Annotated in this window: 25 protein-coding genes; 14 read left to right on the top strand and 11 right to left on the bottom strand. The window is 66.5% G+C overall.

All coding sequences use genetic code 11. The features are described from left to right. The first annotated feature begins 12 nt into the window (after nt 1-12). Together B1790_RS28745 and B1790_RS28740 are read left to right on the top strand one after the other, a co-directional pair. On the top strand, nt 13-591 hold the full coding sequence (locus B1790_RS28745; RefSeq protein WP_079926696.1) for a TetR/AcrR family transcriptional regulator: 579 nt from the start codon (nt 13-15) through the stop codon (nt 589-591). A 76-nt stretch (nt 592-667) separates the two neighbouring features. Further along, nucleotides 668-1,237, top strand: a complete 570-nt coding sequence (locus tag B1790_RS28740; RefSeq protein WP_079926695.1) for a hypothetical protein — start codon at nt 668-670, stop codon at nt 1,235-1,237. Here B1790_RS28740 and B1790_RS28735 read toward each other — a convergent pair. Further along, entirely contained in the window at nt 1,234-2,715 is a 1,482-nt protein-coding gene (locus tag B1790_RS28735) for a cytochrome P450 (protein ID WP_079926694.1), read from the bottom strand. The two genes, B1790_RS28740 and B1790_RS28735, sit on opposite strands and share 4 nt — an antisense overlap. Nucleotides 2,716-2,838: 123 nt before the next feature. Between B1790_RS28735 and B1790_RS28730 the strand changes: the two genes are divergently transcribed. Then, nucleotides 2,839-3,483, top strand: a complete 645-nt coding sequence (locus B1790_RS28730) for a TetR/AcrR family transcriptional regulator (protein ID WP_079926693.1) — start codon at nt 2,839-2,841, stop codon at nt 3,481-3,483. 22 nt (nt 3,484-3,505) lie between these two features. Beyond that, the gene (locus B1790_RS28725) at nt 3,506-4,372 is read left to right on the top strand and encodes an SDR family oxidoreductase (RefSeq protein WP_079926692.1); all 867 of its coding nucleotides are present in this window, start codon (nt 3,506-3,508) and stop codon (nt 4,370-4,372) included. A 3-nt stretch (nt 4,373-4,375) separates the two neighbouring features. Here the strand turns inward: B1790_RS28725 and B1790_RS28720 are convergent, their stop codons facing one another. From B1790_RS28720 to B1790_RS28710, 3 genes are read right to left on the bottom strand one after another with little or no spacing between them, the layout of a single operon-like run. Further along, the gene (locus B1790_RS28720; protein WP_079926691.1) at nt 4,376-5,524 is read right to left on the bottom strand and encodes an AAA family ATPase; all 1,149 of its coding nucleotides are present in this window, start codon (nt 5,522-5,524) and stop codon (nt 4,376-4,378) included. Between the two features lie 10 nt (nt 5,525-5,534). Next, on the bottom strand, nt 5,535-6,587 hold the full coding sequence (locus B1790_RS28715; protein WP_079926690.1) for a DNA polymerase IV: 1,053 nt from the start codon (nt 6,585-6,587) through the stop codon (nt 5,535-5,537). 6 nt (nt 6,588-6,593) lie between these two features. Continuing rightward, nucleotides 6,594-7,202, bottom strand: a complete 609-nt coding sequence (locus B1790_RS28710) for a TetR/AcrR family transcriptional regulator (protein WP_079926689.1) — start codon at nt 7,200-7,202, stop codon at nt 6,594-6,596. Nucleotides 7,203-7,296: 94 nt separating this feature from the next. Here B1790_RS28710 and B1790_RS28705 point away from each other — a divergent pair, with 94 nt between their 5' ends. From B1790_RS28705 to nrdE, 4 genes are all read left to right on the top strand, one after another. Further along, nucleotides 7,297-7,839, top strand: a complete 543-nt coding sequence (locus tag B1790_RS28705; RefSeq protein WP_079926688.1) for an NAD(P)H-dependent oxidoreductase — start codon at nt 7,297-7,299, stop codon at nt 7,837-7,839. A gap of 582 nt (nt 7,840-8,421) precedes the next feature. Beyond that, nucleotides 8,422-8,664 carry a redoxin NrdH gene (locus B1790_RS28700; protein ID WP_079926687.1) on the top strand — a complete coding sequence of 81 codons (243 nt, stop codon included), beginning with the start codon at nt 8,422-8,424 and terminating at the stop codon, nt 8,662-8,664. 35 nt (nt 8,665-8,699) lie between these two features. Further along, nucleotides 8,700-9,143, top strand: a complete 444-nt coding sequence (nrdI, locus tag B1790_RS28695) for a class Ib ribonucleoside-diphosphate reductase assembly flavoprotein NrdI (protein WP_079926686.1) — start codon at nt 8,700-8,702, stop codon at nt 9,141-9,143. Further along, on the top strand, nt 9,113-11,278 hold the full coding sequence (nrdE, locus tag B1790_RS28690) for a class 1b ribonucleoside-diphosphate reductase subunit alpha (RefSeq protein WP_079926685.1): 2,166 nt from the start codon (nt 9,113-9,115) through the stop codon (nt 11,276-11,278). Before nrdI ends, nrdE begins: the two co-directional genes overlap by 31 nt. 85 nt (nt 11,279-11,363) lie before the next feature. Here nrdE and B1790_RS28685 read toward each other — a convergent pair whose 3' ends face one another. Further along, the gene (locus B1790_RS28685; RefSeq protein WP_079926684.1) at nt 11,364-11,750 is read right to left on the bottom strand and encodes a DUF5997 family protein; all 387 of its coding nucleotides are present in this window, start codon (nt 11,748-11,750) and stop codon (nt 11,364-11,366) included. 29 nt (nt 11,751-11,779) lie between these two features. Between B1790_RS28685 and B1790_RS28680 the strand changes: the two genes are divergently transcribed. The 3 genes from B1790_RS28680 (at nt 11,780) to B1790_RS28670 (ending at nt 14,211) form a co-directional block, all read left to right on the top strand. Further along, on the top strand, nt 11,780-12,493 hold the full coding sequence (locus B1790_RS28680) for a LysR substrate-binding domain-containing protein (RefSeq protein WP_079926683.1): 714 nt from the start codon (nt 11,780-11,782) through the stop codon (nt 12,491-12,493). An 82-nt stretch (nt 12,494-12,575) separates the two neighbouring features. After that, a complete protein-coding gene (locus B1790_RS28675; protein WP_079926682.1) occupies nt 12,576-13,409 on the top strand; it encodes a GNAT family N-acetyltransferase in 834 nt (277 codons plus the stop codon). Nucleotides 13,410-13,443: 34 nt separating this feature from the next. After that, nucleotides 13,444-14,211, top strand: a complete 768-nt coding sequence (locus tag B1790_RS28670) for an SDR family NAD(P)-dependent oxidoreductase (protein ID WP_079926681.1) — start codon at nt 13,444-13,446, stop codon at nt 14,209-14,211. A 14-nt stretch (nt 14,212-14,225) separates the two neighbouring features. Here the strand turns inward: B1790_RS28670 and B1790_RS28665 are convergent, their stop codons facing one another. The 5 genes from B1790_RS28665 to B1790_RS28645 all read right to left on the bottom strand — a co-directional run bounded on the left by B1790_RS28665 (nt 14,226) and on the right by B1790_RS28645 (nt 20,115). Then, nucleotides 14,226-15,056 (bottom strand): SMP-30/gluconolactonase/LRE family protein, encoded by an 831-nt coding sequence (locus B1790_RS28665; protein WP_079926680.1) that lies wholly within the window; start codon nt 15,054-15,056, stop codon nt 14,226-14,228. Further along, nucleotides 15,053-15,700, bottom strand: coding sequence for a TetR/AcrR family transcriptional regulator (locus B1790_RS28660; protein ID WP_079926679.1), 648 nt, complete (start codon nt 15,698-15,700; stop codon nt 15,053-15,055). Before B1790_RS28660 ends, B1790_RS28665 begins: the two co-directional genes overlap by 4 nt. A gap of 7 nt (nt 15,701-15,707) precedes the next feature. Then, complete coding sequence (locus tag B1790_RS28655) at nt 15,708-17,327, bottom strand: long-chain fatty acid--CoA ligase (RefSeq protein WP_079926678.1); 1,620 nt, start codon at nt 17,325-17,327, stop codon at nt 15,708-15,710. Nucleotides 17,328-17,343: 16 nt separating this feature from the next. Next, nucleotides 17,344-18,696 (bottom strand): MFS transporter, encoded by a 1,353-nt coding sequence (locus B1790_RS28650; protein ID WP_079926677.1) that lies wholly within the window; start codon nt 18,694-18,696, stop codon nt 17,344-17,346. A gap of 234 nt (nt 18,697-18,930) precedes the next feature. After that, nucleotides 18,931-20,115 carry an NAD(P)/FAD-dependent oxidoreductase gene (locus B1790_RS28645; protein WP_079926676.1) on the bottom strand — a complete coding sequence of 395 codons (1,185 nt, stop codon included), beginning with the start codon at nt 20,113-20,115 and terminating at the stop codon, nt 18,931-18,933. A 131-nt stretch (nt 20,116-20,246) separates the two neighbouring features. Between B1790_RS28645 and B1790_RS28640 the strand changes: the two genes are divergently transcribed. The 3 genes from B1790_RS28640 (at nt 20,247) to nrdF (ending at nt 23,609) form a co-directional block, all read left to right on the top strand. After that, nucleotides 20,247-20,984 carry a TetR/AcrR family transcriptional regulator gene (locus tag B1790_RS28640; RefSeq protein WP_079926675.1) on the top strand — a complete coding sequence of 246 codons (738 nt, stop codon included), beginning with the start codon at nt 20,247-20,249 and terminating at the stop codon, nt 20,982-20,984. Nucleotides 20,985-21,019: 35 nt separating this feature from the next. Further along, on the top strand, nt 21,020-22,534 hold the full coding sequence (locus tag B1790_RS28635) for an NAD(P)/FAD-dependent oxidoreductase (RefSeq protein WP_079926674.1): 1,515 nt from the start codon (nt 21,020-21,022) through the stop codon (nt 22,532-22,534). A 112-nt stretch (nt 22,535-22,646) separates the two neighbouring features. Continuing rightward, the gene (gene nrdF, locus B1790_RS28630; protein ID WP_079926698.1) at nt 22,647-23,609 is read left to right on the top strand and encodes a class 1b ribonucleoside-diphosphate reductase subunit beta; all 963 of its coding nucleotides are present in this window, start codon (nt 22,647-22,649) and stop codon (nt 23,607-23,609) included. Nucleotides 23,610-23,621: 12 nt separating this feature from the next. On the opposite strand, the gene adhP is transcribed toward nrdF, so the two are convergent. Further along, complete coding sequence (gene adhP / locus B1790_RS28625; RefSeq protein WP_079926673.1) at nt 23,622-24,689, bottom strand: alcohol dehydrogenase AdhP; 1,068 nt, start codon at nt 24,687-24,689, stop codon at nt 23,622-23,624. Nucleotides 24,690-24,709: the final 20 nt, after the last annotated feature.

Below are 24,709 nucleotides of genomic sequence, written 5' to 3'. Positions count from 1 at the left end.
AGATTGGCCGTCATGACGGCGACCACCGAGGACGACATCCTGCGCAGTGCCAGAGCCCTGCTGGTCGGTGGCGGATACAACGGCTTCAGCTACGCCGACGTCGCCACCTCGGTCGGCATCCGAAAGGCGAGCATCCACTACTACTTTCCGACCAAGGTCGACCTGGTCAGCAGGTTGGTCGCGCGGTATCGGGAGGAAGCCGAGGCGGGGTTCGCCGACATGGCGAGGCGACATCCCGACCCGCTCGACCAGTTGCGGGCCTACATCGGGTTCTGGTCGGACTGCATCCTCGACGGCACCAACACCTTCTGCCTGTGCGCGCTGCTCGCCACCCAGATCCCCGTCCTGCCGGAGGAGGTCGTGGCCGAAGTGCGTGCGTACTTCGCGATGCTGTCGACCTGGCTTGCTGCCGTCCTCGACAACGGTTGCAAACAAGGAACATTCACGCTCGACGACACCGCAGCAGCCGAAGCGGAGAAGTTCATGGCCGCCGTTCACGGTGCGATGCTCTCCGCCCGTGCGTACGGCGACGGGAAGGTCTTCGCCTTGGTCACCGAGCCCCTGTTGGACGCGCTGACGGCACGCCGCTGAGCTAGCCCTGCACCACCAGAACCGACCGCCCTCGTCGCCGACGCAGGGCGCGACCCCTCATGGAAGGACGACGGCGATGACCGAACGAGTGCTCGAGGACCGCAGAACCGATGGACGACGCTGGCTCACCACGTACTACTTTGCAAGAGCAGCATTTTCGATCGTCTGGGTGGCCGCCGCCTTCGCCGTGGCCGCCGACACGCCGGTTCTCGCCGGTGTTCTCCTGATCCTCTATCCCGCGTGGGATGCCGCCGCGAACGTCGAGGACGCCCGACGCAACGGGGGATTGCGGCACAACCCGACCCAAGCCCTCAACGCGATCGTCAGCGCCACGACCACCGCCGCGGTGGCAATCGCGTTGGGGATGAGCATGTACGCCGTCCTCGGCGTGTTCGGCGTCTGGGCCACGCTCTCGGGCCTCTTCCAGCTCGGCACGGGGCTGCGCCGCTGGAAAACCGTTGGCGCCCAATGGGCGATGGTGCTCAGCGGGGCTCAGTCCGCCGTCGTCGGCGGCACCTTCCTGGTCAAGGCCAACGGGTCCGTGGTTCCCGGCATCGCCGACGTCGCGCCCTATGCAGGCTTCGGTGCGTTCTACTTCCTGGTATCGGCGCTGTGGATCGTGGTGTCCGACCGCCGCCGCGGCTAGCGCAGCGGCCGCAGGATGATCGGCATGCCGTCCATCGGCACGGGCATGCCGCCGTAGTCCCACCTCTGCTCGCGACCGGGGTGCGCCAGCTCCAGCCGGTACTTGCGCAGCAACCGGTGCATGATGACCTTCACCTCGAGCTGACCGAACATCATGCCGATGCACTTGTGCGACCCGCCGCCGAAGGGCGTGAACGCGAAGCGATGCTTCTTGTGTTCGTTGCGGGGCTCGGCGAACCGGTCGGGGTCGAACTTCATCGGGTCGGTCCAGAACTCCGGCAACCGGTGGTTGAGCCCCGGGTAGGCAATGACGTTGGTGCCCTTGGGAATGTGGTAGCCGAGCAGGTCGGTGTCGCGGACCGCCCGTCGCATGGCCCACTGCACCGGCGTCACCAACCGCATCGACTCGTTCATGACGAGGTCGAGTGACTCCAGCTTCTCCAGCGACTCGATGTCGACTGGTCCGTCGCCAAGCCGGTCGGACTCGTCGCGGCAGCGCTCCTGCCACTCGGGGTTGGCGGCCAGGTAGTACGACATGGTGGTGGCCGTCGACGTCGAGGTGTCGTGCGCGGCCATCATCGTGAAGATCATGTGGTTGACGATGTCCTCGTCGGAGAACTTGTTGCCGTCTTCGTCCTCGGTCTGACACAAGACGGTGAGCAGGTCCGAACCCTCCGCACCGCGACGTTCCTTCACGCGGGCCGCGAAGTAGTTCTCCAGCAGCTTGCGCGCCTGCAGGCCGCGCCACCAGGTGAAGGGCGGGACGCCGGTGCGGATGATCGCGTTGCCGGCCCGGACGGTGGTGGTGAAGGCGTTGTTGACCTTGGTGACGAGTTCGTGGTCGCTGCCCGGCTCGTGGCCCATGAACACCATCGAGGCGATGTCGAGGGTCATCTGCTTCATGGCGGGGTAGAGCAGGAACCGGGGGTCGTTGGGGACCCAGTCGTTGGCGACCACCTGGGACACCACCTTGTCGACCTGCTCGGTGTAGCCGACGAGGCGGGTGCGGACGAAGGCCTCCTGCATGATCCGCCGGTGGAACATGTGCTCTTCGAAGTCGAGGAGCATCAGGCCGCGGTGGAAGAACGGCCCGATGACCGGGATCCAGCCCTCCTGGGAGAAGTCCTTGTTCCGGTTGCCGTACATCGCCTGCGCGGCGTCGGGTCCCAGCGCCGTCACCGCGGCCAACACCGGTGAATCGGCGTAGTAGATCGGGCCCTTGGTCTTGTAGATGTGCATCAGGTACTCGGGTCCGCCGCGGAACATCTCGACCATGTGGCCGACGACCGGCAGGCCGGCGTCGCCCATCACCGGCTTGAGGCCGCTGCCTGCGGGCGGCTCTGCCAGGGACTTCTGCGGAAAGTCGGTGCGCAGCAGCTTCCGCTCGAGGGCGGCCATCCCAGGGAAGTTGTTGATCGACGGCGTGAAGCGGCGCTTCGCTTGGTCTCGCAAGTACTCCGGGGTGCTGATGGTCGCCATTGGCATGCTCCTGGGCTGAAGGACGTCTGTGGTCGATGTCACTGACCTGACTCATCCTGTCCGCCCTACTTGACGCATGTCAAGTTTTGATCTGGCGTGGCGTCGGTGCAAAGGTTGTATGCGATGACTGCCGAATCCGCCCCCAGTGAGGCCCGCCGAAGCCGCGGTGACCGGCAACGTGATGCGATCCTCAACGCCGTCCACGAGTTGCTGCGCGAAAAGCCGTTCTCGGAGCTGTCCGTCAGCACCATCAGCGACCGTGCCGGCGTGGCCCGATCCGGCTTCTACTTCTACTTCGACTCCAAGTACTCGGTGCTCGCGCAGATGCTCGCCGAGGCCATGCAGGAACTCGAGGAGTTGACCCACTACTTCGCTCCGCGCGGCGCCGACGAGTCCACCGCCGCGTTCGCCAAGCGCATGGTCGGCAGTGCCGCCCTGGTCTACTCGCACAACGACCCGGTCATGTCGGCTTGTAACGCGGCCCGCAGCACCGATGCCGAGATCCGCGAGATCCTGGATCAACAGCTGGGGTCGGTGATCGACCAGATCGTGAAGATCGTCGAGGACGAGGCAAAGGCTGGGACGGCCCACCCCATCTCCGACGACGTGCCGACGCTGGTGCGAACCCTCGCCGCCACGACGGGCTCCACCCTGTCCGGGGACACGGCCTTCGTGGGCGCCGACCGCGACATCTCGCGCGCTGTCGAGGTCCTGGAACGGCTGTGGCTGTACTCCCTGTGGGGCGGCGGGAGCCTCTCCGGCGGCTGACGGGGTCGGTAGGGTCACGACCATGGTTCACAGCTACGCGGGCAAACGATGTCTCCTCACCGGCGCAGCGAGTGGAATCGGTCGTGCGACGGCGCTGAAGCTGGCCGCCGACGGCGCTGAACTCTTCCTGACCGACCGCAACGCCGAGGGGCTCGCCGAGACGGTCGCCGACGCGCGTGCCCTCGGCGCCACGGTGACCGCTCATCGTGTGCTCGACGTCTCCGACTACGACGAGGTCGCCGCGTTCGCCGCCGAGGTCCACGACGCCATCGGTGGGCCGACGCCCGCGGTGGACGTGGTGATGAACATCGCTGGGATCTCCGCCTGGGGCACCGTCAGCCACCTGACCCATCGGCACTGGGAGTCGATGATCTCGGTCAACCTGATGGGCCCCATCCACGTCATCGAAAACTTCGTCCCCGCAATGGTTCTCGCCCGCCGGGGCGGACATGTCGTCAACGTGTCCTCGGCCGCCGGATTGGTGGCCCTGCCCTGGCACGCGGCCTACAGCGCCAGCAAGTTCGGCCTGCGCGGCCTGTCGGAGGTGCTGCGTTTCGACCTCGCCAGGCACCGCATCGGGGTGTCGGTCGTCGTCCCCGGGGCGGTCAAGACGCCCATGGTGCAAAGCGTCGACATCGTCGGCGTCGACCGCGAACATCCGCAGGTGCAGAAGTGGGTGGAGCGGTTCAGCGGCCACGCCGTGTCGCCGGAGGTGGTCGCGGACAAGATCCTTCGCGGCGTCGCCCGCAACCGGTACCTCATCTACACCTCGCACGACATCCGCGCGTTGTACGCGTTCAAGCGGGTGGCATGGTGGCCGTACAGCGTCGCCATGCGCCGGGTGAACGTGATCTTCACCCGAGCGCTGCGACCGTCCAAGCGGCCGTAAGCATCAGCGCTTGCCCCATTCCCACGGCGGTGTGCTGAGCATCGTCTGGTCGGCGACGCGCGTCTCACCCCACTCCTTGTAGAGCTCGATCTCGCTGGCGTCGTCGAGGTCGAGATGCTCGCGCATCATCTGGGAGTGCGTGACGACGACGACTTGGGTGGACGCCGCCGCGGCGCGGATCATCGAGGCCAGCGGCGCCACCAGGTCGGGGTGCAGCGAGGTCTCCGGCTCGTTCAGCACCATCAACGAGGGCGGTCGCGGGCTGAGAAGCGCTGCCCCCCAGAGCAGGAATCGCAATGTGCCGTCCGACAATTCGGCTGCGCGCAGTGGTCTCAACATTCCGGGTTGTCGTAGCTGCAACTCGAAGAGCCCGTCGTGCACCGCGACGGACACCTCGGCCCCGTCGAAGGCGTCGGCTACGGCCCGCTGCAGGTCCCCGGAGCCCAGCTCGAGGATCGTCTGGACCGCGGCAGCCAAATCGCCGCCGTCGTCGGACAGCACCGGCGTCCTGGTGCCGATCCGTGGTCGGCGGGCCGGTGCGTCGGCGTCGACCCGGAACCCGTCGTAGAACCGCCAGTCGCGCAGTCGATCGCGCACCGCGGCGAGCTCGGGTAGGGCGTATTCGGCGAGGACGCTTCGGTAGGTGGTCAAGGCGCGCGTGAGCCTGGTGAAGCCACGCCCGGCGTCGTCGGCGACCTCGGCGTAGTCGCCGCCCCGACGGACCAGCGCGGCGCTTGGTCGCAGCCGCGGACCGGCGAACACGATCTCCCGCTTGATCTCGGGGTCGCGTGAGAACAACGACTTCGGCCCGGCGTACTGCGGCAGGCCGAGGTCGATCAGATAGCCGAGATCGTCTGAGGCGAAACCGAGTTCGAGCGCGACGGGCCTGGTCCGCGTGGTGCCCTGCACTTCTCCGGTGCGACGCGCGCCGGTGGGGTTCTCGGGGCCTGCCCACAGCACCGACTCCAGCCCCCCTTCGCGGGCCAGCGAGCCGATCACCTCCCCGCGGCCGCAGTCGGCGAGGAGTTTCAACGCCCGATACACCGAGGACTTCCCCGTGCCGTTCGCGCCGGTGACGACCGTCAGGCCGGTCAGGGGGATCACGACCTCGCGCATCGAGCGGTAGCCCCGGATGGCGACGGTGTGCAACATGCTGACGAGGTTAGGTGGGGGCGGTGACGTTTCTGGCGTCCGGCATGGCCAGTTCGAGGCGAACACCGAGAAGACGGACGGGCCGATCCAGCTCGAACTGGTCGAACACCGAGAGCGCGGTGTCGCGGATGACGGACTCGTCGGTGCCGGGGGCCGCCAGCTTGCGGATCTTTGTTCTGGTGAAGAACGTGGAGGTGCGGACGGTGACGGCGACCCGGGTCACCGTGCGACCCTGCTCGACGACCTCGGCGAGCGTCTTGCGGGCCAGCTCGACGATCGCCGCGTCCATCGCGGTGCGTTCGGTGAGATCATCGGCGAAGGTGACCACGTGGCTGCGCGACCTCGGCACCCAGGGCTCGGTGCTGACGGTGGTGTCTCCTCCGCCCTTGGCCAGCAACAGGATCCACAGCCCCGTGCTGGGACCGAACGTCGACACCAGGACTTCGGCGTCGGCGGTGGCAAGGTCGCCGATCGTGGTGATGCCAAGGGCGGCAAGTCGTTTGGTGGTCTTGGGGCCGACTCCCCAGAGTTGGTCGACGCCCCGATCGCCCATTACCGCCATCCAGTTGTCGTCGTCGAGGCGGTAGACCCCCGCCGGCGTGCCGAATCCGGTGGCGACCTTGGCCCGTTGCTTGTTGTCGCTGATCCCGACCGAGCAAGAGAGTCCCGTCTGCGCCTCGACCACCTGGCGGATGCGCAGCGCCAACTCGTGGGGATCGGCGACGTCGGCGCCGAGGTACGCCTCGTCCCAGCCCCACACCTCGAGCGGATGGCCGAGGTCGCGGAGCAGTCCCATCACCTCCTCGGACGCTTCGTCGTAGGCGGTGGAATCCGACGGAAGGAACGTCGCCTCTGGGCACTTGCGGGCGGCCACCCGCAGCGGCATGCCCGCGTGAACGCCGGATGCGCGCGCCTCGTAGGACGCGCAGGTCACCACCTTGCGTGGTTCGGTCGGATCACCGTTGCCGCCGACGATCACCGGCAGGCCGACCAGTTCGGGGCGCCGCCGCAGTTCGACCGACGCGAGGAACTGGTCGAGGTCGACGTGCAGCACCCACGCCATGGGGCACTAGCTCCCGCAGAGCTTGCGCGCCAAGCTCTCCAACGCGTCACCCTGTCGGTCGAGGTCGTGCCCGAGATCCTCGACCTGATGGGTGACGTAGTCGGGGTCCAGCAGCGACAGCAGCGCCTGTGTTTGCGCGTCGAGGTCGCCGGTGGTGCCCGCGGCGGCGAGGAGCATGCGGACGTGGGTGCGGTGCAGGGTGGCGGGAGCGTTGAAGCGCATGTGCGGATCGGTGTTGGCGTCGGCGAGCAGGACGCGGTGATCCCAGACGAAACGCAACCGGTCGCGTCCGTAGGCGATCAGCCTGGTCAGCGGGGGAGCGCCCGGCCCAAGCGGCGGGGGACCGAACATGAACGCCCGTTGCTCGGTCTTCTCGTCCTCGTCGAGGAGCACCACCATCAGGCCGGCGCGGCTGCCAAAGCGGCGGAACAGGGTGCCCTTGCCGACGCCCGCGGCGTTGGCGACGTCGTCCATCGTGACGGTGTCCGCGCCGCGTTCGTCGATCAGGCGGCGGGCGGCGGCCAGCAGCAGCGCACGGTTGCGGGCGGCGTCGCCACGCTCGACCGGTGCCGAATCGGTGACCGGTAGCCCGATCAGTCCGTCACCAATGCTCATCCCTGCACATTACTTCAGGCGGAATGAATCGGACCGCGGTCCAGTTGAGCTATGAGAGGATCGTCGCGAATCAACCGAAGGGAGCTCTACGGACATGACAGACGTGAAGGTTTTGGTACTTGTCGGCAGCCTGCGGGCGGCCTCGCTGAATCGGCAACTAGCCGAGGTGGCGGGTGAGACGGCTCCGGCGGGTGTGTCGCTACAGCTGTTCGACCGGTTGGGCGAACTGCCGTTCTACAACGAGGACATCGACGGCGACAACGTCGACGAGGTCGTGCAGGCACTCCGCCTGGCCGCGGCGGAAGCGGATGCCGCGCTGGTCGTGACGCCGGAGTACAACGGCAGCATCCCGGGTGTGCTGAAGAACGCGATTGACTGGCTGTCGCGGCCGTTCGGCAACGGCGCGCTCAACGGCAAGCCGTTGGCCGTCATCGGCACGGCGCTCGGCCAGTACGGCGGAGTCTGGGCGCACGACGAGACGCGTAAGTCGTTCGGCCTGGCGGGACCCAAGGTCGTCGAGGACGTGAAGCTGTCGTTGCCGGCGGGGATCTTCGACGGCAAGCACCCGCGGGAGAACGCCGACGTGGTCCAGCAGGTCCGTGAAGTGGTGGAGAAGTTGACCGCCGAAGTCGGCTGACGGCGCTTCACCACCACCACCAGCCGCCGGCGAGCCCCGAACGGGGTTCGCCGGCGGTTTCGTCGTCTTCGGGTGTCCCGTGGTGTGCTCGCCTGGGGTTGGCGTCTGTCGCTCACTTTGCATCCACCGACTCCGTCGCGGCTGTTCCTCGCGCTTTGCTCTCCGACTGAGGAACCATCCCTGTTTCCGGACCCCTGAGGGCAAGCGTTCGCTGCGCGTCTGCCGGGTGACGTTCAATTAACAGGGAGGGGCGTTCCACTAACAGGAACGGGCGTGGGTGTGAATAACACGCCGGAAATTCCGCGACACACCGCGACGACCAGGCGAAATTTCATTTGTGTCATTAGGGCCATCTTGTATGTGCTCTACTAGTTGGACACAACATCTAGTGCCAAGCAACGAAGCATCACAGGCTCAATTCAGGACCAGTTCATCCGCACCAGCCGGGAAGTCATCCCTTCGGTGAGGTGTTGAACATATCGATGATTGCGCCAAGATGGGGTCTTGTCGGTGCCGTGCGAGACGCTTGTGTAGGAGACACGCCACATGCTCGATCATCGTTTCGCTGAGGGGAGCCCACCAATGACCGTCACCGTCTACACCAAGCCCGCGTGCGTGCAGTGCAACGCCACTTACAAGGCGCTCGACAAGCAGGGCGTTGCCTACGACGTCGTTGACATCACCGAGGTGCCCGAGGCGCGTGACTACGTCATGGCACTGGGTTACCTGCAGGCCCCCGTCGTGGTCGCGGGCAACGACCACTGGTCGGGCTTCCGCCCGGACCGGATCAAGTTGCTGTCCAGCGCCGTCGCAGCCACGGCGTAAGAGAGAAGAACCCGGCGGGTAGGAGAGGAGGCGTGATGGGAAGTCTCGTCTACTTCTCCAGCGTCTCGGAGAACACGCACCGCTTCGTCGAGAAGCTGGAGCTGCCCGCGATCCGCATCCCGCTCCGCGACCGCATCCAGGTGGACGAACCGTATGTGCTGGTTCTCCCCACCTACGGCGGCGGGCACGCCAACGGGCCCGATCCGGACGCCGGTGGTTACGTCCCCAAGCAAGTCATCGCCTTTCTCAACAACGAACACAACCGGTCGTTGATCCGCGGCGTCATCGCCGCGGGCAACACGAACTTCGGCGCCGAATTCGGCTACGCCGGTGACGTCGTCTCACGCAAGTGCGGCGTCCCCTACCTCTATCGCTTCGAACTCATGGGCACCACGGACGACGTCTTCGCCGTTCGTGCGGGGCTTGCCGACTTCTGGAAGGACCAGACGTGTCACCAACCGTCACTGCAGAACCTGTAACCACCGGAGTCCACGCACTCCCGGGGGAGACCGACTACCACGCGCTCAACGCGATGCTGAACTTGTACGACAAGGACGGCAAGATCCAGTTCGACAAGGATCGCGAAGCCGCCAACCAGTACTTCTTGCAGCACGTCAACCAGAACACCGTCTTCTTCCACAACCAGGACGAGAAGCTCGACTACCTGGTGCAGAAGGAGTACTACGAGCGCGAGGTGCTCGACCAGTACTCGCGCAACTTCGTGAAGTCGCTGCTGGATCGCGCCTATGCCAAGAAGTTCCGGTTCCCGACGTTCCTCGGCGCGTTCAAGTACTACACGTCCTACACGCTGAAGACGTTCGACGGCAAGCGCTACCTCGAGCGTTTCGAGGACCGCGTCGTCATGGTGTCGCTGACGCTGGCCGCCGGTGACACGACGTTGGCCGAGAAGCTCGTCGACGAGATCATCGACGGCCGGTTCCAGCCGGCCACCCCGACGTTCCTCAACTCCGGCAAGAAGCAGCGCGGCGAGCCCGTCAGCTGCTTCCTGCTGCGCATCGAGGACAACATGGAGTCCATCGGGCGTTCCATCAACTCGGCGCTGCAGTTGTCCAAGCGCGGTGGGGGAGTTGCCTTGCTGCTGAGCAACATTCGCGAGCACGGCGCCCCGATCAAGAACATCGAGAACCAGAGCTCGGGCGTCATCCCGATCATGAAGCTGCTCGAGGATTCGTTCTCCTACGCCAACCAACTGGGCGCCCGCCAAGGTGCCGGCGCGGTGTACCTGCAGGCCCATCACCCCGACATCTACCGCTTCCTCGACACCAAGCGTGAGAACGCCGACGAGAAGATCCGCATCAAGACGCTGTCCCTCGGCGTCGTCATCCCGGACATCACGTTCGAGCTGGCGAAGAAGAACGAGGACATGTACCTCTTCTCGCCGTACGACGTCGAGAAGGTCTACGGCGTTCCGTTCGCCGACATCTCGATCACCGAGAAGTACTACGAGATGGTCGACGACGCCCGGATTCGCAAGACCAAGATCAAGGCGCGCGAGTTCTTCCAGACCCTCGCCGAGCTGCAGTTCGAGTCCGGCTACCCGTACATCATGTACGAGGACACGGTGAACCGCGCCAACCCCATCGAGGGCCGGATCACCCACAGCAACCTGTGCTCGGAGATCCTCCAGGTGTCGACGCCCTCGGAATTCAATGACGATCTGTCGTATTCCAAGGTGGGCAAGGACATTTCGTGCAACCTCGGCTCGCTCAACATCGCCAAGACGATGGACTCGCCGGACTTCGCCCAGACCATCGAGGTCGCGATCCGCGGACTCACCGCGGTCAGCGACCAGACCCACATCTGGTCGGTGCCGTCGATCGAGCAGGGCAACAACGACTCTCACGCCATCGGGCTCGGACAGATGAACCTGCACGGGTACCTGGCTCGCGAGCGGATCATGTACGGCTCCGAAGAGGGCATCGACTTCACCAACATCTACTTCTACGCGGTGCTCTTCCACGCACTGCGGGCGAGCAACCGCATTGCGATGGAGCGCGGCACGCGCTTCGGTGGGTTCGAGAAGTCGAAGTACGCGTCGGGGGAGTTCTTCGACAAGTACACCGAGCAGGCGTGGGAGCCGGCGACCGAACGGGTGCGGGAGTTGTTCGCCAAGTCCGACATCCACATCCCGACCCAGGACGACTGGCGGGAGTTGAAGGAGTCGGTGCAGAAGCACGGCATCTACAACCAGAACCTGCAGGCCGTGCCGCCGACGGGGTCGATCTCCTACATCAACTACTCGACGTCGTCGATCCACCCGGTGCCGTCGCGGATCGAGATCCGCAAGGAAGGCAAGATCGGCCGGGCGTACTACCCGGCGCCGTATCTGACCAACGACAATCTCGAGTTCTACGAGGATGCGTACGAGATCGGCTACGAGAAGATCATCGACACCTACGCCGCCGCCACCCAGCACGTGGACCAGGGCCTGTCGCTGACGCTGTTCTTCAAGGACACCGCCACCACGCGCGACGTCAACAAGGCGCAGATCTACGCCTGGCGCAAGGGCATCAAGACGCTGTACTACATCCGCCTACGCCAGATGGCGTTGGAGGGCACCGAGGTCGAGGGTTGCGTCAGCTGCATGTTGTGACGCCCCACCGCCGAAAGTGAATCTGGCGACGCATCTCTCGCGAGTTGCGTCGCCATTTTCACGTTCGGGAGGCGTTCAGTTCGGCTCAGCCCTCGCGCGCTTGGTCCTCGTGCATCGCCTTCACGCGTCGCTCCTCGCGCAGCACGGACTGGAAGCTCTCACGTTCGGCGACCAACCAGTCGGGCTTCTCCTCGAGCAGCGCGGCGATCTGCTCGGTGGTGAGCGCCTCGGTCACGCCGCCGCGCGCGAGCCCGGCGATCGAGACGCCCAGCTTCAGGGCCACCAGGTTCTTCGGGTGCGGCCCGTTCTTGCGGAGATCCTTGAGCCACTGCGGCGGATCCTCCTGTAGGGCGGCGAGCTCGGACCGGGTGATCGTGTTCTCCTGGAACTCCGCGGGCGTCGCCGGCAGGTACACGTCGAGCTTCTTCGCCGCGGTGGCGGGTTTCATGGACTGCGCGTTCGGCCTGCTCATGACGCAGAGCCTATCGGTAGCCTGAGGCGGTGACCCCCCTTCGCCTCACCGTCGGGTACGTCCCCGGTGTGACCCCCGCGAAGTGGGCCCGAACCTGGGCGGACCGCCATCCCGACATTCGGTTGCAGTTGCAGGCCGTCGACGCGGCCGACGCGGCCGACGCAGTGCGGTCCGGCGAGATGGACGTGGCGTTGCTTCGGCCGCAGGCCGAGACGTCGGGTGTGGCCCTCATCGCTCTCTACGACGAGACGACCGTCGTCGTGGTGCCGACCGATCACCTGCTCACCGCCGCGGACTCGGTCACCGCCGCGGACCTCGACGGCGAGCCGGTGCTGCTCCCGCTCGACGACGTCGTCGCCTGGCCGACGGCACCGGGCGCCCGCGTCGAGCATCGGCCCGAAACCGTCAAGGACGCAACGGAATTGGTGGCGGCCGGAGTCGGGGTGCTCGTCGTCCCGCAGTCACTGGCGCGGCTGCACCACCGCAAGGACCTCACCTACCGGCCGATCGCCGACGCGCCCACCTGTCCCGTGGCGCTCGCCATCCCCGAGGGCGAGCAGTCGGCATTGGTGGCGGAGTTCATCGGCATCGTGCGCGGCCGCAAACCCAGTTCGTCACGCGGCCAAGCCGAACCGGCGCCGAAGCGCACCGCGCGGGAGAAGACGCTCGCCAAGCAAGCCGCCCGCGCCGCCGCGGGCAAGATCGCCCGCAAGCCGGGCCCGACCAAGCGCGGTCGAGGCTGACGCGCTGCGCGCCAATCTCGACGTCGCCAAACCCGCAATAAATCAGTGGAATTCGCGAGCCGAGTGCTTCACCCTCGTAGGCATGAACGTTCACCTGTACGCGACGCCGGACGGCTTCGGCCCGGTGGCCCGCTGGGTGTACCGCCGGGACCCGGTCCGGTTCACCACCGAGCTGACCACCCTGCGCACCGCTGCGTGGCCGGCCGGTCACCTGCTGCTGGCCGCTCATGACTGCGACGGTGCCGTGGGCGCCGCTCTGCAGATGAGGGATTCGGTGCTGCTGGTCAACGGGCTTCCGCCCACGCTGGCCAAGGAGTCGGCCGCCGCGCTCGCACCCGTGCGCAGCGATCTGCCAGCGATCCGCGGAACACGAAGCACCGCAGCGGCATTCAGCCAAGCGTGGGCCGAAGCCACCGGCGCGACCGTCACGACCTCGTTCGAGGAAACGCTCTACCGCCTCGGTGAGCTGGTTCCGCCGGTCAATGTCGTCGGTGAGCCGCGGGTTGCCGACGACGACGACACCGACCTGCTGGCCGAGTGGTTCGACGCGTTCTTCACCGAGGCGTTCGACGCGCAGTCCAACCTGGCGGCGAGCCGGGGCGTGCTCGCCGCCGTCGCCGACGCGGGCGGGCACGTGGTGCTATGGACAGTCGACGGCGAGCCGGTCGCCATGGCTCGCGTGCACGGTTGTCTGCTGGGCATGTCGCGGATCGGTCCGGTGTACACGCCGCCGCAGCACCGGGGTCGCGGCTACGCCGCCGCGGTCACCGCGCAGGCGGTGCGGCATGCCTGGAGTTGGGGCGCGCGTGACGTGGTGCTGTTCGCCGACGACGCCAACCCGGTGTCCAACCGGGTCTACCGGCGGCTGGGCTTCGTGCCCGTCGGGGAGAACGTGCAGTACGCGTTCACTGCGTAACCGGTACCGCGGCACGTCGGCCAAGATGGGTTGAATGGACTCGACTTTGGCAGGACGTGTGGCACTGGTGACCGGGGGCGGGCGCGGCCTCGGCCTTGCGATGGCCGAGGCCGTGGCCCGGGCGGGGGCCAAGGTCGCCCTCCTCGACGTGCGCGACGAAGTGCACGACGCGGCCGCCCAGCTGGGCTCCGCCACCGGCACCGACGTCGTCGGGGTGACCGCCGACGTCACCGACGAGGCGTCGGTCGAGGCGGCCTTCGCCGAGGTCGCCGACCGCCTGGGGGTCGTCGACGCCCTGGTCAACGCCGCCGGGGTGGCGGACACCACCAGCGCGCTGGACATCACGCCCGAGCGGTTCCGCTGGATCGTCGACGTCAACCTGACGGGGACGTTCCTGGTGTGCCGGGCCTTTGCGCGGCGCCTTGTCGCCGCCGGGCAGACCGGCTCGGCCGTCACGATCGCCTCGATGTCGGGCCTGCGGGTGAACCGCCCGCAGGATCAGGCCGCCTACAACGCGTCCAAGGCCGGCGTCGCGATGCTGACCAAGAGCCTCGCGGTGGAGTGGCTGCCGCTGGGCATCCGGCTCAACTCGATCTCGCCGGGCTACTTCGCCTCGGAGCAGACGCTCGACGTGCCGCGGAATTCGCCGGAGCAATTCGCCGAGTGGATGGCGCACACGCCGGTGGGCCGGATGGGGGAGCCGCACGAGCTCGGTCCGCTAGCGGTCTACCTGCTGGGCGACGCGTCGGCCTACGTGGTCGGCCAGTCGATCGTCATCGACGGCGGCTACACCGCCCTCTGACGAGCAACGGCGAATCAGTCAAGCCGCACCGTCTCGATCCGGCCTTGCCGGACCTCGGTCTCGGACGGCTGCCAGCTGTTGGACGTGAGCAGGTACAGGGTCGTCCCCGCGCCGTCGGTCACGCAGTCGGTGGCGCACCGGCCGTCGTCGAGCTGGATCACGTCGGTGACGCGACCCCCGGCCTCGACGCGGATGAACTGCGCGGTGGCGATCGACGAGGCCCACACCCCGCCGGACGCGTCGGCGCAGATCCCGTCGGGCGTCGACCCTTCGGGAAGTTCGGCCCACGTGCGTTTGTCGACGAGGTCGCCGGCATCGGTGACGTCGAACGCCGTCAGTCGCGCCGCCCAGGTCTCGGCGACGACGAGCGTGTTGGTGCCGGGCAGGATCACCGAACCGTTCGGGAAGACCATGTCGTCCTCCACGCACGCGACGGTGCCGTCGGCGTCGATGCGGAAGATGGGTCCGGGACGTTGCGGGGCGTCGCCGTAGAGGTCGTACCCAAAGCCGCCAAGGAACGTCCGACCGCGACCGTCGACGACCAGGTCGTTGACTGGTGAGTCGGTCAGGGCGGAGAGGTCGGCGTGGGTGCTGCGGGAGCCGTCCGGCCAGAGTCGGACGACCTTGCGGTCCAACATGCAACTGATCAGCATCGAGCCGTCGGGAAGCCAGCCGAGCCCCGAGGGTTGGTCGGGAACCGTCGTGACCTCGGTCGGCTCGTACGTGCGGGGATCGGTCCGAAAGACCTGCCCGGTGTGCATGTCGGAGAACCACAGCAGCCCGTCGCGCCAGCGGGCGCCTTCGGGGAAGCGGAGTCCCGAGAGGACGACCTCGGTCTGAGTCATGACGCTCCTTCTCGACGGGTGTTCGCGAGGAGGCCACCGACGATCAGATCCACGACCTCGGTGGCCAGTGCACGGATTGCTTCGGGCGATTGGTCCGGTCGTGGGCGGTACCACGCGTCGACCGCGTTGAGGCTGCTCAGCAGCGTGCGGGTGGCCAACGGCGCGTTCACCTCGCGGATGCTGCCGTCGGCGATGCCGTCGTTCACCACTGCCAGAAACATCTGTTCGTAGTCGCGGCGCAAGTCGTTCAAGGCGCTGAGTGCGTCGCGCTGCCGCGGTTTGAGCGCCGTCGAGGTCTGCTCCCGAACCCCAAGGTGCACCACCCAGTGGTACTTCAGGTCGCTCATCAGGTTGACCACGTGCTCGGTCGACATGGCCGTCAGTCTTTCCCGCCCCGTGCCGGCGCCGTGCCGCGCCGGCCCCACCTGCTGCTGGACTTGACTCATCCCGCGTTCGTAGACGGCAAGGAGGATGTCGAACTTCGACCGAAAGTGATAGTAGACAAGGCCTTTCGTGGCGCCGACTCGATCGGCCACGTCGTCGACGGTGGTGACGCCGAACCCCTGGCTCATGAAGGCTTCGGCCGCGGCATCCAGGATTCGGCGCTTGACGATCTCGGCCTCGTTGCCCGTTACCACCGTCATCGGTGCCTCATCTCGCGTCGGAGGAACGTGTCAGCGACCTGCGCAGCACTGCCTTGGCGAACTTACCGGTGGCCGTCTTCGGCAGTGCATCCAGGAAGACGACGTCCTCCGGGATCCACCACTTGGCCACCCTTCCCCTCAAATGGGTCAGGACGTCGTCGGCGGTGACGTCGACTCCGTGATGGGCGACGACGCAGGCAAGTGGTCGCTCACCCCATTCGACGCTGGGGATCGCCACCACCGCCGCCTCCGCGATGCCGGCCATCGCCATGATCTCGTTCTCGAGTTCAACCGAAGAGATCCATTCACCTCCGGACTTGATCAGGTCCTTGGTGCGGTCGACGATGCGCATGAAACCTCGCGGGTCGACGGTGGCGACGTCTCCGGTGCGCAGCCAGCCGTCCTCGGTGAAGGCGGAATCGGTTGCGGCAGAGCCGAAATACGCGCCGGCGATGGTGGGCCCGGCGACCTGGAGTTCACCGGAGGACCGACCGTCGCGGGGGACTTCGGCGCCGTCGTCGCCGATCAGCCGTAGGGCGCACAACGGAGTCGGGGGGCCGGGGATCGTCAAGCCCACGAGGCGTTCGTGCTCGCTGAGTCCGGCGTCGTCGCTCGGGGTGCGCGCACTGCACACCAGGGGACTGGTCTCCGTCATCCCCCAGGAGCTGGTGAGGGGCAGACCGACCGCCTCCAGATAGGTCTCGGAAAGGCTCACCGGAAGCGCGCCACCGCCGCTGACGAGACGACGAAGGGGGCCGAGATCGGCCCGGTCGAGGTGCGGTACCGCGCTCTGCCAGATCGTGGGGACGGCAGCCGCGAAGGTGACGTGATGGGCCGCCATGGTGGCCACCAGCCGGTCGGGCGCGGTGGCGGGACCGGGCATGACCAGGTTGGCTCCGGACATCAGGGCGGCGTAGGGCAAACCCCACGCGTTGACGTGGAACATCGGCACGATTGGCATGACGGTGTCTGCCTCGCAGATACCGAAGGAGTCCGCCATCAGCAGCGACATGGCATGCAGAATTATCGACCGGTGGTCGTACAGAACGCCTTTCGGCCGACCAGTGGTTCCCGAGGTGTAGCACAGCGCCGCCGCATCACGCTCGTCGGCGACCGTGAACGACTCGACGGCCGTGGCCGCCGCGAGCAGGGACTCGTAGTCGTGTATTCGCGGATCGCTCGGCAGCGCCGCCGCCGGTCCGTCGTCGGCGACCACGACGTGGCGGACGGTCGGGCATCGGTCGAGGAGGGGCCACACCACCTCGAAGATGGACCGGTCGACGAACACGACGTCGTCCGCGGCGTCGTCGATCAGGTACACGACGTCGTCGGCGAACAGCCGATGGTTGACGGTGTGCAGGATGCGGTTGGCGCACGGCACCGCCATGTACAGCTCGAGGTGACGTTGGGAGTTCCACCCGAAACTGGCGACCCGCGCGCCTCGGGGAACCCCGAGGTCGTCGAGAACTCCCGCTAGCTTCCGGACCCGTTGTGCCACTTCTCGATACGTCGACTCCGTCGTGCGGTGGAGCTCGGTCGTGACGACGCTCTTGTGACCGAATCGGCCCTCGATGCCGTCCATCAGCATCGCCACCGAGAGCGCGCGGTCCTGCATCAATCCGTGCATGGTGATTCCTCGGGAGTCAGCGATTGCGGGCGGAGGACGTCTCGGGGGCGGGCGTGGGGGTCGTCGCGCGGTCCTCGTTGCGGACGGCTCGGCCGAGCAGTGGTACGAGCGCAACCCCGATGACCGACGACACGATCACCACCAGGAAGCCGGAACCCGGGTCGCCCGTGACGTTCTCGACCAGCCCGAAGGCGTAGGGCCCGATGAACCCACCGATCAAGCCGACGGTGTTGATGAAGGCGAGCCCGGCGGCGGCCATCAGACCCGACATCCGGGCCATGGCGACCGACCAAAACAACGGCAGGGTACCGAAGACGAACACCATCGACACGGCGATCAGGAGGACCTTGCCGACGGGGTCAGACACCAGGACGAAGGCGATCGACGACGCCAAGGTGGCTGCCGCGAGAATGCCGATGAGCTGCGTCTCGTTGCGGAACCGGCGATGCACGTAGGGCACCAGCAGGACGCCGACCGTGGCACCGATCCCGGCGCTGCCCGACACCAGTCCGATGAGGAACGAACCGCGGACGTCCAGGTCTTCGACGATGGACGGGATGTTGAAGACGATCCCGACGTTGGTGATCTGGTTGAACAGGTAGATCAGTGCCACGATGACGATGAAGGGACGGCCGAAGGCCTTCTTCACGTTGCCGCGGATGCGCGTCTCGTGGTCGGTGCGGCCGGCCGACGCTGCGGCGCTGAGGCTTTCGGCCTCCTCGGTCGTCAGCCACTTCGCGTCCGCGGGCACCTCGGGCAGCCGGAAGAAGACCACGACGCCGACGAGCATGGTGACGACGCCCTCTACGAGGAACATCCACTGCCATCCGTGCAGCCCACCCAGCCCGTCGAGTTCCATCAGCGCGCCACCGATCGGCCCGCCGACGACGAGGGCGATGGTGGGCGCCAAGTAGATGAAACCCACTGCGGTCGCGCGATTCTTCTGGGAGAACCACATGGTGACCATGTACATCAGAGCCGGATAGAGGCCGGCCTCGGCGATGCCGAGCAGGAAGCGGAGCAGGTAGAAGGACAGATCCCCCTGCACGAACATCATCGCCGCCGACAACGCACCCCAGGTAAGTGCGATGCGGGCGATCCACCGGCGCGGGCCGACCCTGTGCATGATCAGGTTGCTCGGCACTTCCAGAAACGCGTAGCTGAGAAAGAAGATGCCTGCGCCGAGCCCGAATGCGGTGACGCTGATGCCGACGTCGGCCTGAAGGGCGGTCTTGGCAAGGGCGACGTTCGTTCGGTCGATGTAGGCCATGAAGTACGCGGCACACATGATCGGAAGAAGGCGGAACATGACCTTGCGGGTCGCGCTGGCGTGCAGCGCGTCGGCCGCGGCGCGGGGATTGACGCTCATCGGGGGGCCTTTCATCGGAGCTGTCGTGATGGCCGTGTCGCCGACCGGCTCCGCGCAAGGCGGACCAATTGAGGTCGTCGCCGACTGACCAGCCATACTACCGAGTATCAGCATGACCTACGTCACATCGGACTGTCAATTGCCGAGACTGGGCCCACGACGAAAGTGACTCCCGCGACGCGTCGCGGGAGTCACATTCGACGGCTGGAGCCGAGGAGGGCTACCTCACCAGGCTTACTTCACCTTGTGCTGCGGGCCCTGTTCCTTCTTGTACAGCGACTTGAGCATCCGGTCGCGGAAGAACGCGTTGTCGATCAGCTTGATGCCGTTGTTCGCCACGGCGGGGATGCCCGCGAGCTTGTGGAAGTAGCGGCCGCGCCGGTACTCCTTGCCCCAGGCGGCTTCCATTCGCTGCGCGTAGTTGGTGAAGTCGTCCGGGCCGCCGTTGGTCAGAGCCGCAATTGCGCACTCACCCGCGGCGAGGCCCGATTCGAGCGCCTTCGAGATACCCGCACCCGAGGCCGGCTTGCCCGCGCCGAGCGAGTCGCCGGTGAACAACACGCCGGGACGCCACGGCGGCCACGCGGTGAAGCCCATCGGCAATCGCCAGGCCCGCACTAGCTTGTCCTTCTTGAGCTCTTCGATCGGCGGCAGGCCCCACTCGCGGGGCAGCGTCTGCATGAACTCGCCCATGAACTGGGTGGCGTTGATCTTCTGCCAGTCCTTGTAGCTGTTGACGTAGCCGAGGCCGATGTTGATGCGGCCACCACCGAACGGGAACACCCACGCGTAGCCCGGCAGTTGATCGCCGTTGAACTTGAGGTTGAGATAGATGTCGAGGGAATCGGAGTCGGGCTTGTTGGCCGGCATCTCGGCGCGGATCGCGATCGCCGAATAGCCGTTGTACTCCGAGTCGATCTTCAGGGCCCGCTTGATGGGGGAGTAGGCGCCGTCGGCGGCGATGACGGCGTCGCCGTAGACCTTCTCGCCGCCCTTGAGGACCACGCCGACCACCCGACCGTTGGCGTCGAGTTCGGGACCCGTCACCTCACAGGACTGCCGGATCTCGGCGCCCGCCTTCTCGGCGTGCTTGAGCAGCAGGGTGTCCAGGACGGGCCGGGGTGCGACGTAGCCGTGGTTCGGCATTCCGGGGCGGGTCGGGAACGACAACTCCCACTGCGATGGACTGAAGACCGTCACACGGTTGACCCGGTGGAACTTGTCGACCTCCTCGGCCAGGCCCATCTTCTGGAGGTAGCTGACCGCCCTGGCGGTCAAACCGTCGCCGCACGGCTTGTCGCGCGGGAACTCGGCCTTGTCCAGGACGACTACCTTGGCACCCGTCTGGGCTGCCTGCCACGCTGCGGCGGCGCCGGACGGCCCTCCGCCGGCAATCACCAGGTCGTACCGCTGCGTCATGAGTCTCGTCTCGTATAGCTGGGGTATATCGGCTCCAGATGCTACCCGCGCGGGGCGGCTGACACGTGCCGCGCGCGGGGCGACGGTGCGGTCTTGGCAGGTCAGCACCGTTCAGCTTGTACAGTGAGTCCGTGCGCAGACCGTCTCGGCCCGTTGCGGGCACCCCGCCGGGGGTGAAGGTCGACGCCAGAAGCGAGCGTTGGCGTGAGCATCGCAAGAAGGTGCGCGCCGAGATCGTCGACGCGGCATTCCGCGCGATCGACAAGCTCGGTCCCGAGCTGTCGCTGCGCGAGATCGCCGAAGAGGCGGGCACCGCCAAGCCGAAGATCTACCGGCACTTCACCGACAAGGCCGACCTGTTCCAGGCGATCGGTGAACGACTCCGAGACATGTTGTGGGCGGCCATCATTCCGGCGATCAACGTCGGGACCGATCCGGCCCGCGAGGTGATCTTCCGCAGCGTCGAGAAGTACGTCCACCTGGTCGACGAACATCCCAACGTGTGCCGATTCCTGATCCAGGGGCGATTCGCCGAACAGACCGAGGCGATGCGGGCCCTCAACGAGGGGCGCGACATCACCTTGGCGATGGCCGCGATGTTCAACGACGAACTCCGGGAGATGGAACTCGACGGGGCGGCGATGGAATTGGCCGCCTTCACGACATTCGGTTCCGCCGCCGCGGCCACCGAGTGGTGGCTCGGTCCCGGGGCCGACAGCCCCCGGCGGATGCCGCCGGAGCAGTTCGTGGCGCACATGACGACGATGATGCTGGCCGCCATCTACGGCACGTGTGAACTGCTTGGCATCAAGATCGATCCCGATTTGCCGCTGCACGAAGGCGTCCGCCGCCGCGAGACCGTGGCCTGATACCCGGTACCCGCGTTCCCAGGTATCGTGGCGGCATGACCATTGCCGAAGAGGCAGGCGCCGTCGCGGCGCAGAGGAGCCCCGTCCGCACCCGCGCCGTCATCATCGGCAGTGGCTTCTCCGGCCTCGGGATGGCGATCGCGCTCCAGAGGCAGGGCTTCGGCTTCGAGGACTTCGTCATCCTCGAGAAGGCCGACGACATCGGCGGCACCTGGCGGGACAACACCTACCCCGGCTGCGCCTGCGACATCCCGTCGCACATGTATTCCTTCTCGTTCGAACCCAAGCCGGACTGGACCCACATGTGGTCCCTGCAGCCCGAGATCTTCGACTACCTCAAGGGTGTCGCCGAGAAGTACGGTCTGCGCCGGTACGTCCGGTTCAACTCCCGCGTCGAGCGGGCCACGTGGGACGACGCCGAGCTGCGGTGGCACGTGTTCACCGCCGACGGGCAGGAATACGTCGCGCAATTCCTCGTCTCGGGAGCCGGGGCGCTGCACATCCCGCTGATCCCCGAGATCGAGGGTGCCGACGAATTCGCCGGGGCCGCATTCCATTCCGCGCAGTGGGACCATTCGGTCGACATCACCGGCAAGCGGGTCGCCGTCATCGGCACCGGCGCCAGCGCCATCCAGCTCGTCCCCGAGATCGTCAAGGACGTCGCAGAACTTCAGGTCTACCAACGCACTCCACCATGGGTGATGCCGCGCCCCAACAACGCACTGCCGGAATGGGTGCGGCGGACGTTCACCGAGGTGCCCGGTACCAGGGCCGCGATGCGGGTGGCGATCTACTGGCTGCACGAGGTGGTCGGCTTCGGCATGACCAAGCAGCCCGAGTTGCTCAGAATCGGTGCGCTGCTTGGCAAGTGGAACATTCGACGTTCGGTCAAGGACAAGGCGTTGCGCCGCAAGCTGACTCCCGACTACCGGGCCGGGTGCAAGCGAATCCTCAACTCCGACACCTACTACCGCGGCATCGCCAATCCCAAGACCCAGGTCATCACCGAGGGCATCACGCGGATGACCCGCGACGGCATCGTCACCGCCGACGGCGTCGAGCATCCGGTCGACGTGGTGGTGTTCGCCACCGGCTTCCACGTCACCGACTCGTACTCCTACGTCGACGTCACGGGCCCCGGCGGCGAGGACCTGGTGGACCGGTGGAACCGCGAGGGCGTCGAGGCGCATCGCGGCGTCGCGGTCGCCGACATGCCGAACCTGTTCTTCCTGCTCGGCCCGAACACCGGCCTTGGCCACAACTCGGTGGTGTTCATGATCGAGGCCCAGATCCGGTACGTCGCGCAGGCGATCGCAGCCGTCGACGAGGCGCGCGCTCAGGCGGTGGCGCCGACACGCGCCGCGCAGGACGCGTTCAACCGCGACCTGCAGGACGGCCTCGCCACGACGGTGTGGAACACCGGTGGGTGCCGCAGCTGGTACCTGGACTCCCACGGCGTCAACCGGGTGTTGTGGAGCGGCATGACCTGGCAGTACTGGCTGGCGACCAGGCGCTTCAAGCGCGACGAGTACCGGTTCATCGGGCGCTGACCACGACACGCCAACCACAAGTGGTTGTGCTGCCACGCGATGACACACCCCAGTTGTAGTGTCATGGGAGCTCATTGCAACGCATCGAATTGGGGTCACAGTGTCTGATGGAATCAAGTTGATCGACCGGGTCTCCGCCATCAACTGGAACCGCGTTCACGACGAGAAGGACGCCGAGGTCTGGGAACGCCTGACCGGCAACTTCTGGCTGCCGGAGAAGGTTCCGGTGTCCAACGACATCCCGTCCTGGGGCACGTTGAACGAGCACGAGAAGCAGCTGACCATGCGGGTGTTCACCGGTCTGACGCTGCTGGACACCATCCAGGGCACCGTCGGCGCCGTGAGCCTGATCCCCGATGCGATCACCCCGCACGAAGAAGCCGTCTACACCAACATCGCGTTCATGGAGTCGGTGCACGCCAAGAGCTACAGCAACATCTTCTCCACCCTGTGCTCGACGGTCGACATTGACGAGGCGTTCCGCTGGTCGGAGGAAAACCCGAACCTGCAGCGCAAGGCCGAGATCGTGATGAACTTCTACAAGGGCGACGATCCGCTCAAGCGCAAGGTCGCCTCCACGCTTCTGGAGAGCTTCCTGTTCTACTCCGGCTTCTACCTGCCGATGTACTGGAGCAGCCGCGCCAAGCTCACCAACACCGCCGACATGATCCGGCTGATCATCCGCGACGAGGCCGTGCACGGGTACTACATCGGCTACAAGTTTCAGAAGGGTCTGGCGCTGGCCGACGAGGCGCGCAAGGCCGAGCTGAAGGACTACACCTACGAGCTGCTCTTCGAGCTCTACGACAACGAGGTCGAGTACACCCAGGACCTGTACGACGGGGTCGGGCTCACCGAGGACGTCAAGAAGTTCCTGCGCTACAACGCCAACAAGGCCTTGATGAACCTGGGCTACGAGGCGCTGTTCCCCAAGGACGAGACCGACGTCAACCCGGCGATTCTGTCCGCGTTGAGCCCCAACGCCGACGAGAATCACGACTTCTTCTCCGGCTCGGGCAGCTCCTACGTCATCGGCAAGGCCGTCAACACCACCGACGAGGACTGGGACTTCTGACCCGAGACGCCGTCAGTGCGTCCGGTAGTCGATGACGACGCGGCCGTCTATCTGTCCGCGTTCCATGCGGCCGAACACGTCGTTGACGTCGTCGAGTCGCGCGCCGGCCACCGTGGGATGGATCAGACCGCGGGCGTAGAAGTCGAGCGCTTCGACCATGTCCTGGCGGGTTCCGACGATGGAGCCTCGGATGGTCAGGCCCTTGAGCACGATGTTGAAGATCGGCGCCGGAAAGTCGCCGGGCGGCAGCCCGTTGAAGACGATGGTGCCGCCGCGGCGGGCCAATCCGATGGCCTGCCCGAAGGCTTGGGGGTGGACGGCGGTCACCAGCACTCCGTGCACGCCGCCGGTGGCCTTCTGCACCTCGGCCACCACGTCGCTGGTGCGGGCGTTGACGACGACTTCGGCGCCGAAACTGGTGGCCAAGGCGAGCTTGGCGTCGTCGACGTCAATGGCGACGACGCGCAGCCCCATCGCCCGCGCGTACTGCACGGCGATGTGGCCGAGCCCGCCGATGCCGGAGATCGCCACCCACTGACCAGGCCGGGTGTCGGTGACCTTGAGACCCTTGTAGACGGTCACGCCCGCGCACAGGATGGGTGCGATCTCCAGCGGGTCGACGCCGTCCGGGATCCGGGGGGCGTAGGCGGCGTTGACGAGCATGTAACTGCCGAAGCTGCCGTTGACGCTGTAGCCGCCGTTCTGCTGGCTCTCACACAGCGTCTCCCAACCGGTGCGGCAGAATTCGCAACTTCCGCACGCCGACCAGAGCCAGGCGTTGCCGACCATGTCGCCGATCTCGAGATCCTTCACGCCGTCGCCCAGCGCGACGACGCGACCGCAGCCCTCGTGGCCGGGAATGAACGGCGGTTGCGGCTTGACCGGCCAATCCCCATGTGCGGCATGCAGATCGGTGTGGCAAATGCCCGAGGTCTCCAGCTTCACCAGCGCCTCGCCGTAGCCTGGCGTGGGTAGTTCGACATCCTGAACCTCAAGCGCGTCACCGAATTTGGTGACCACCGCGGCGCGCATCGTGTCGACGGCCTGCGGTGTGGTCGGTGAATCGAGCGTCTGAGTCATGGTGCGAACCTATGTCGACC

It is taken from the genome of Mycobacterium sp. AT1, from assembly GCF_002043095.1.
In the GTDB taxonomy this organism is placed as follows: Bacteria; Actinomycetota; Actinomycetes; order Mycobacteriales; family Mycobacteriaceae; genus Mycobacterium.
Note: the sequence above shows the minus strand (reverse complement) of the source record. Positions and strands in the feature narration are given on the sequence as shown.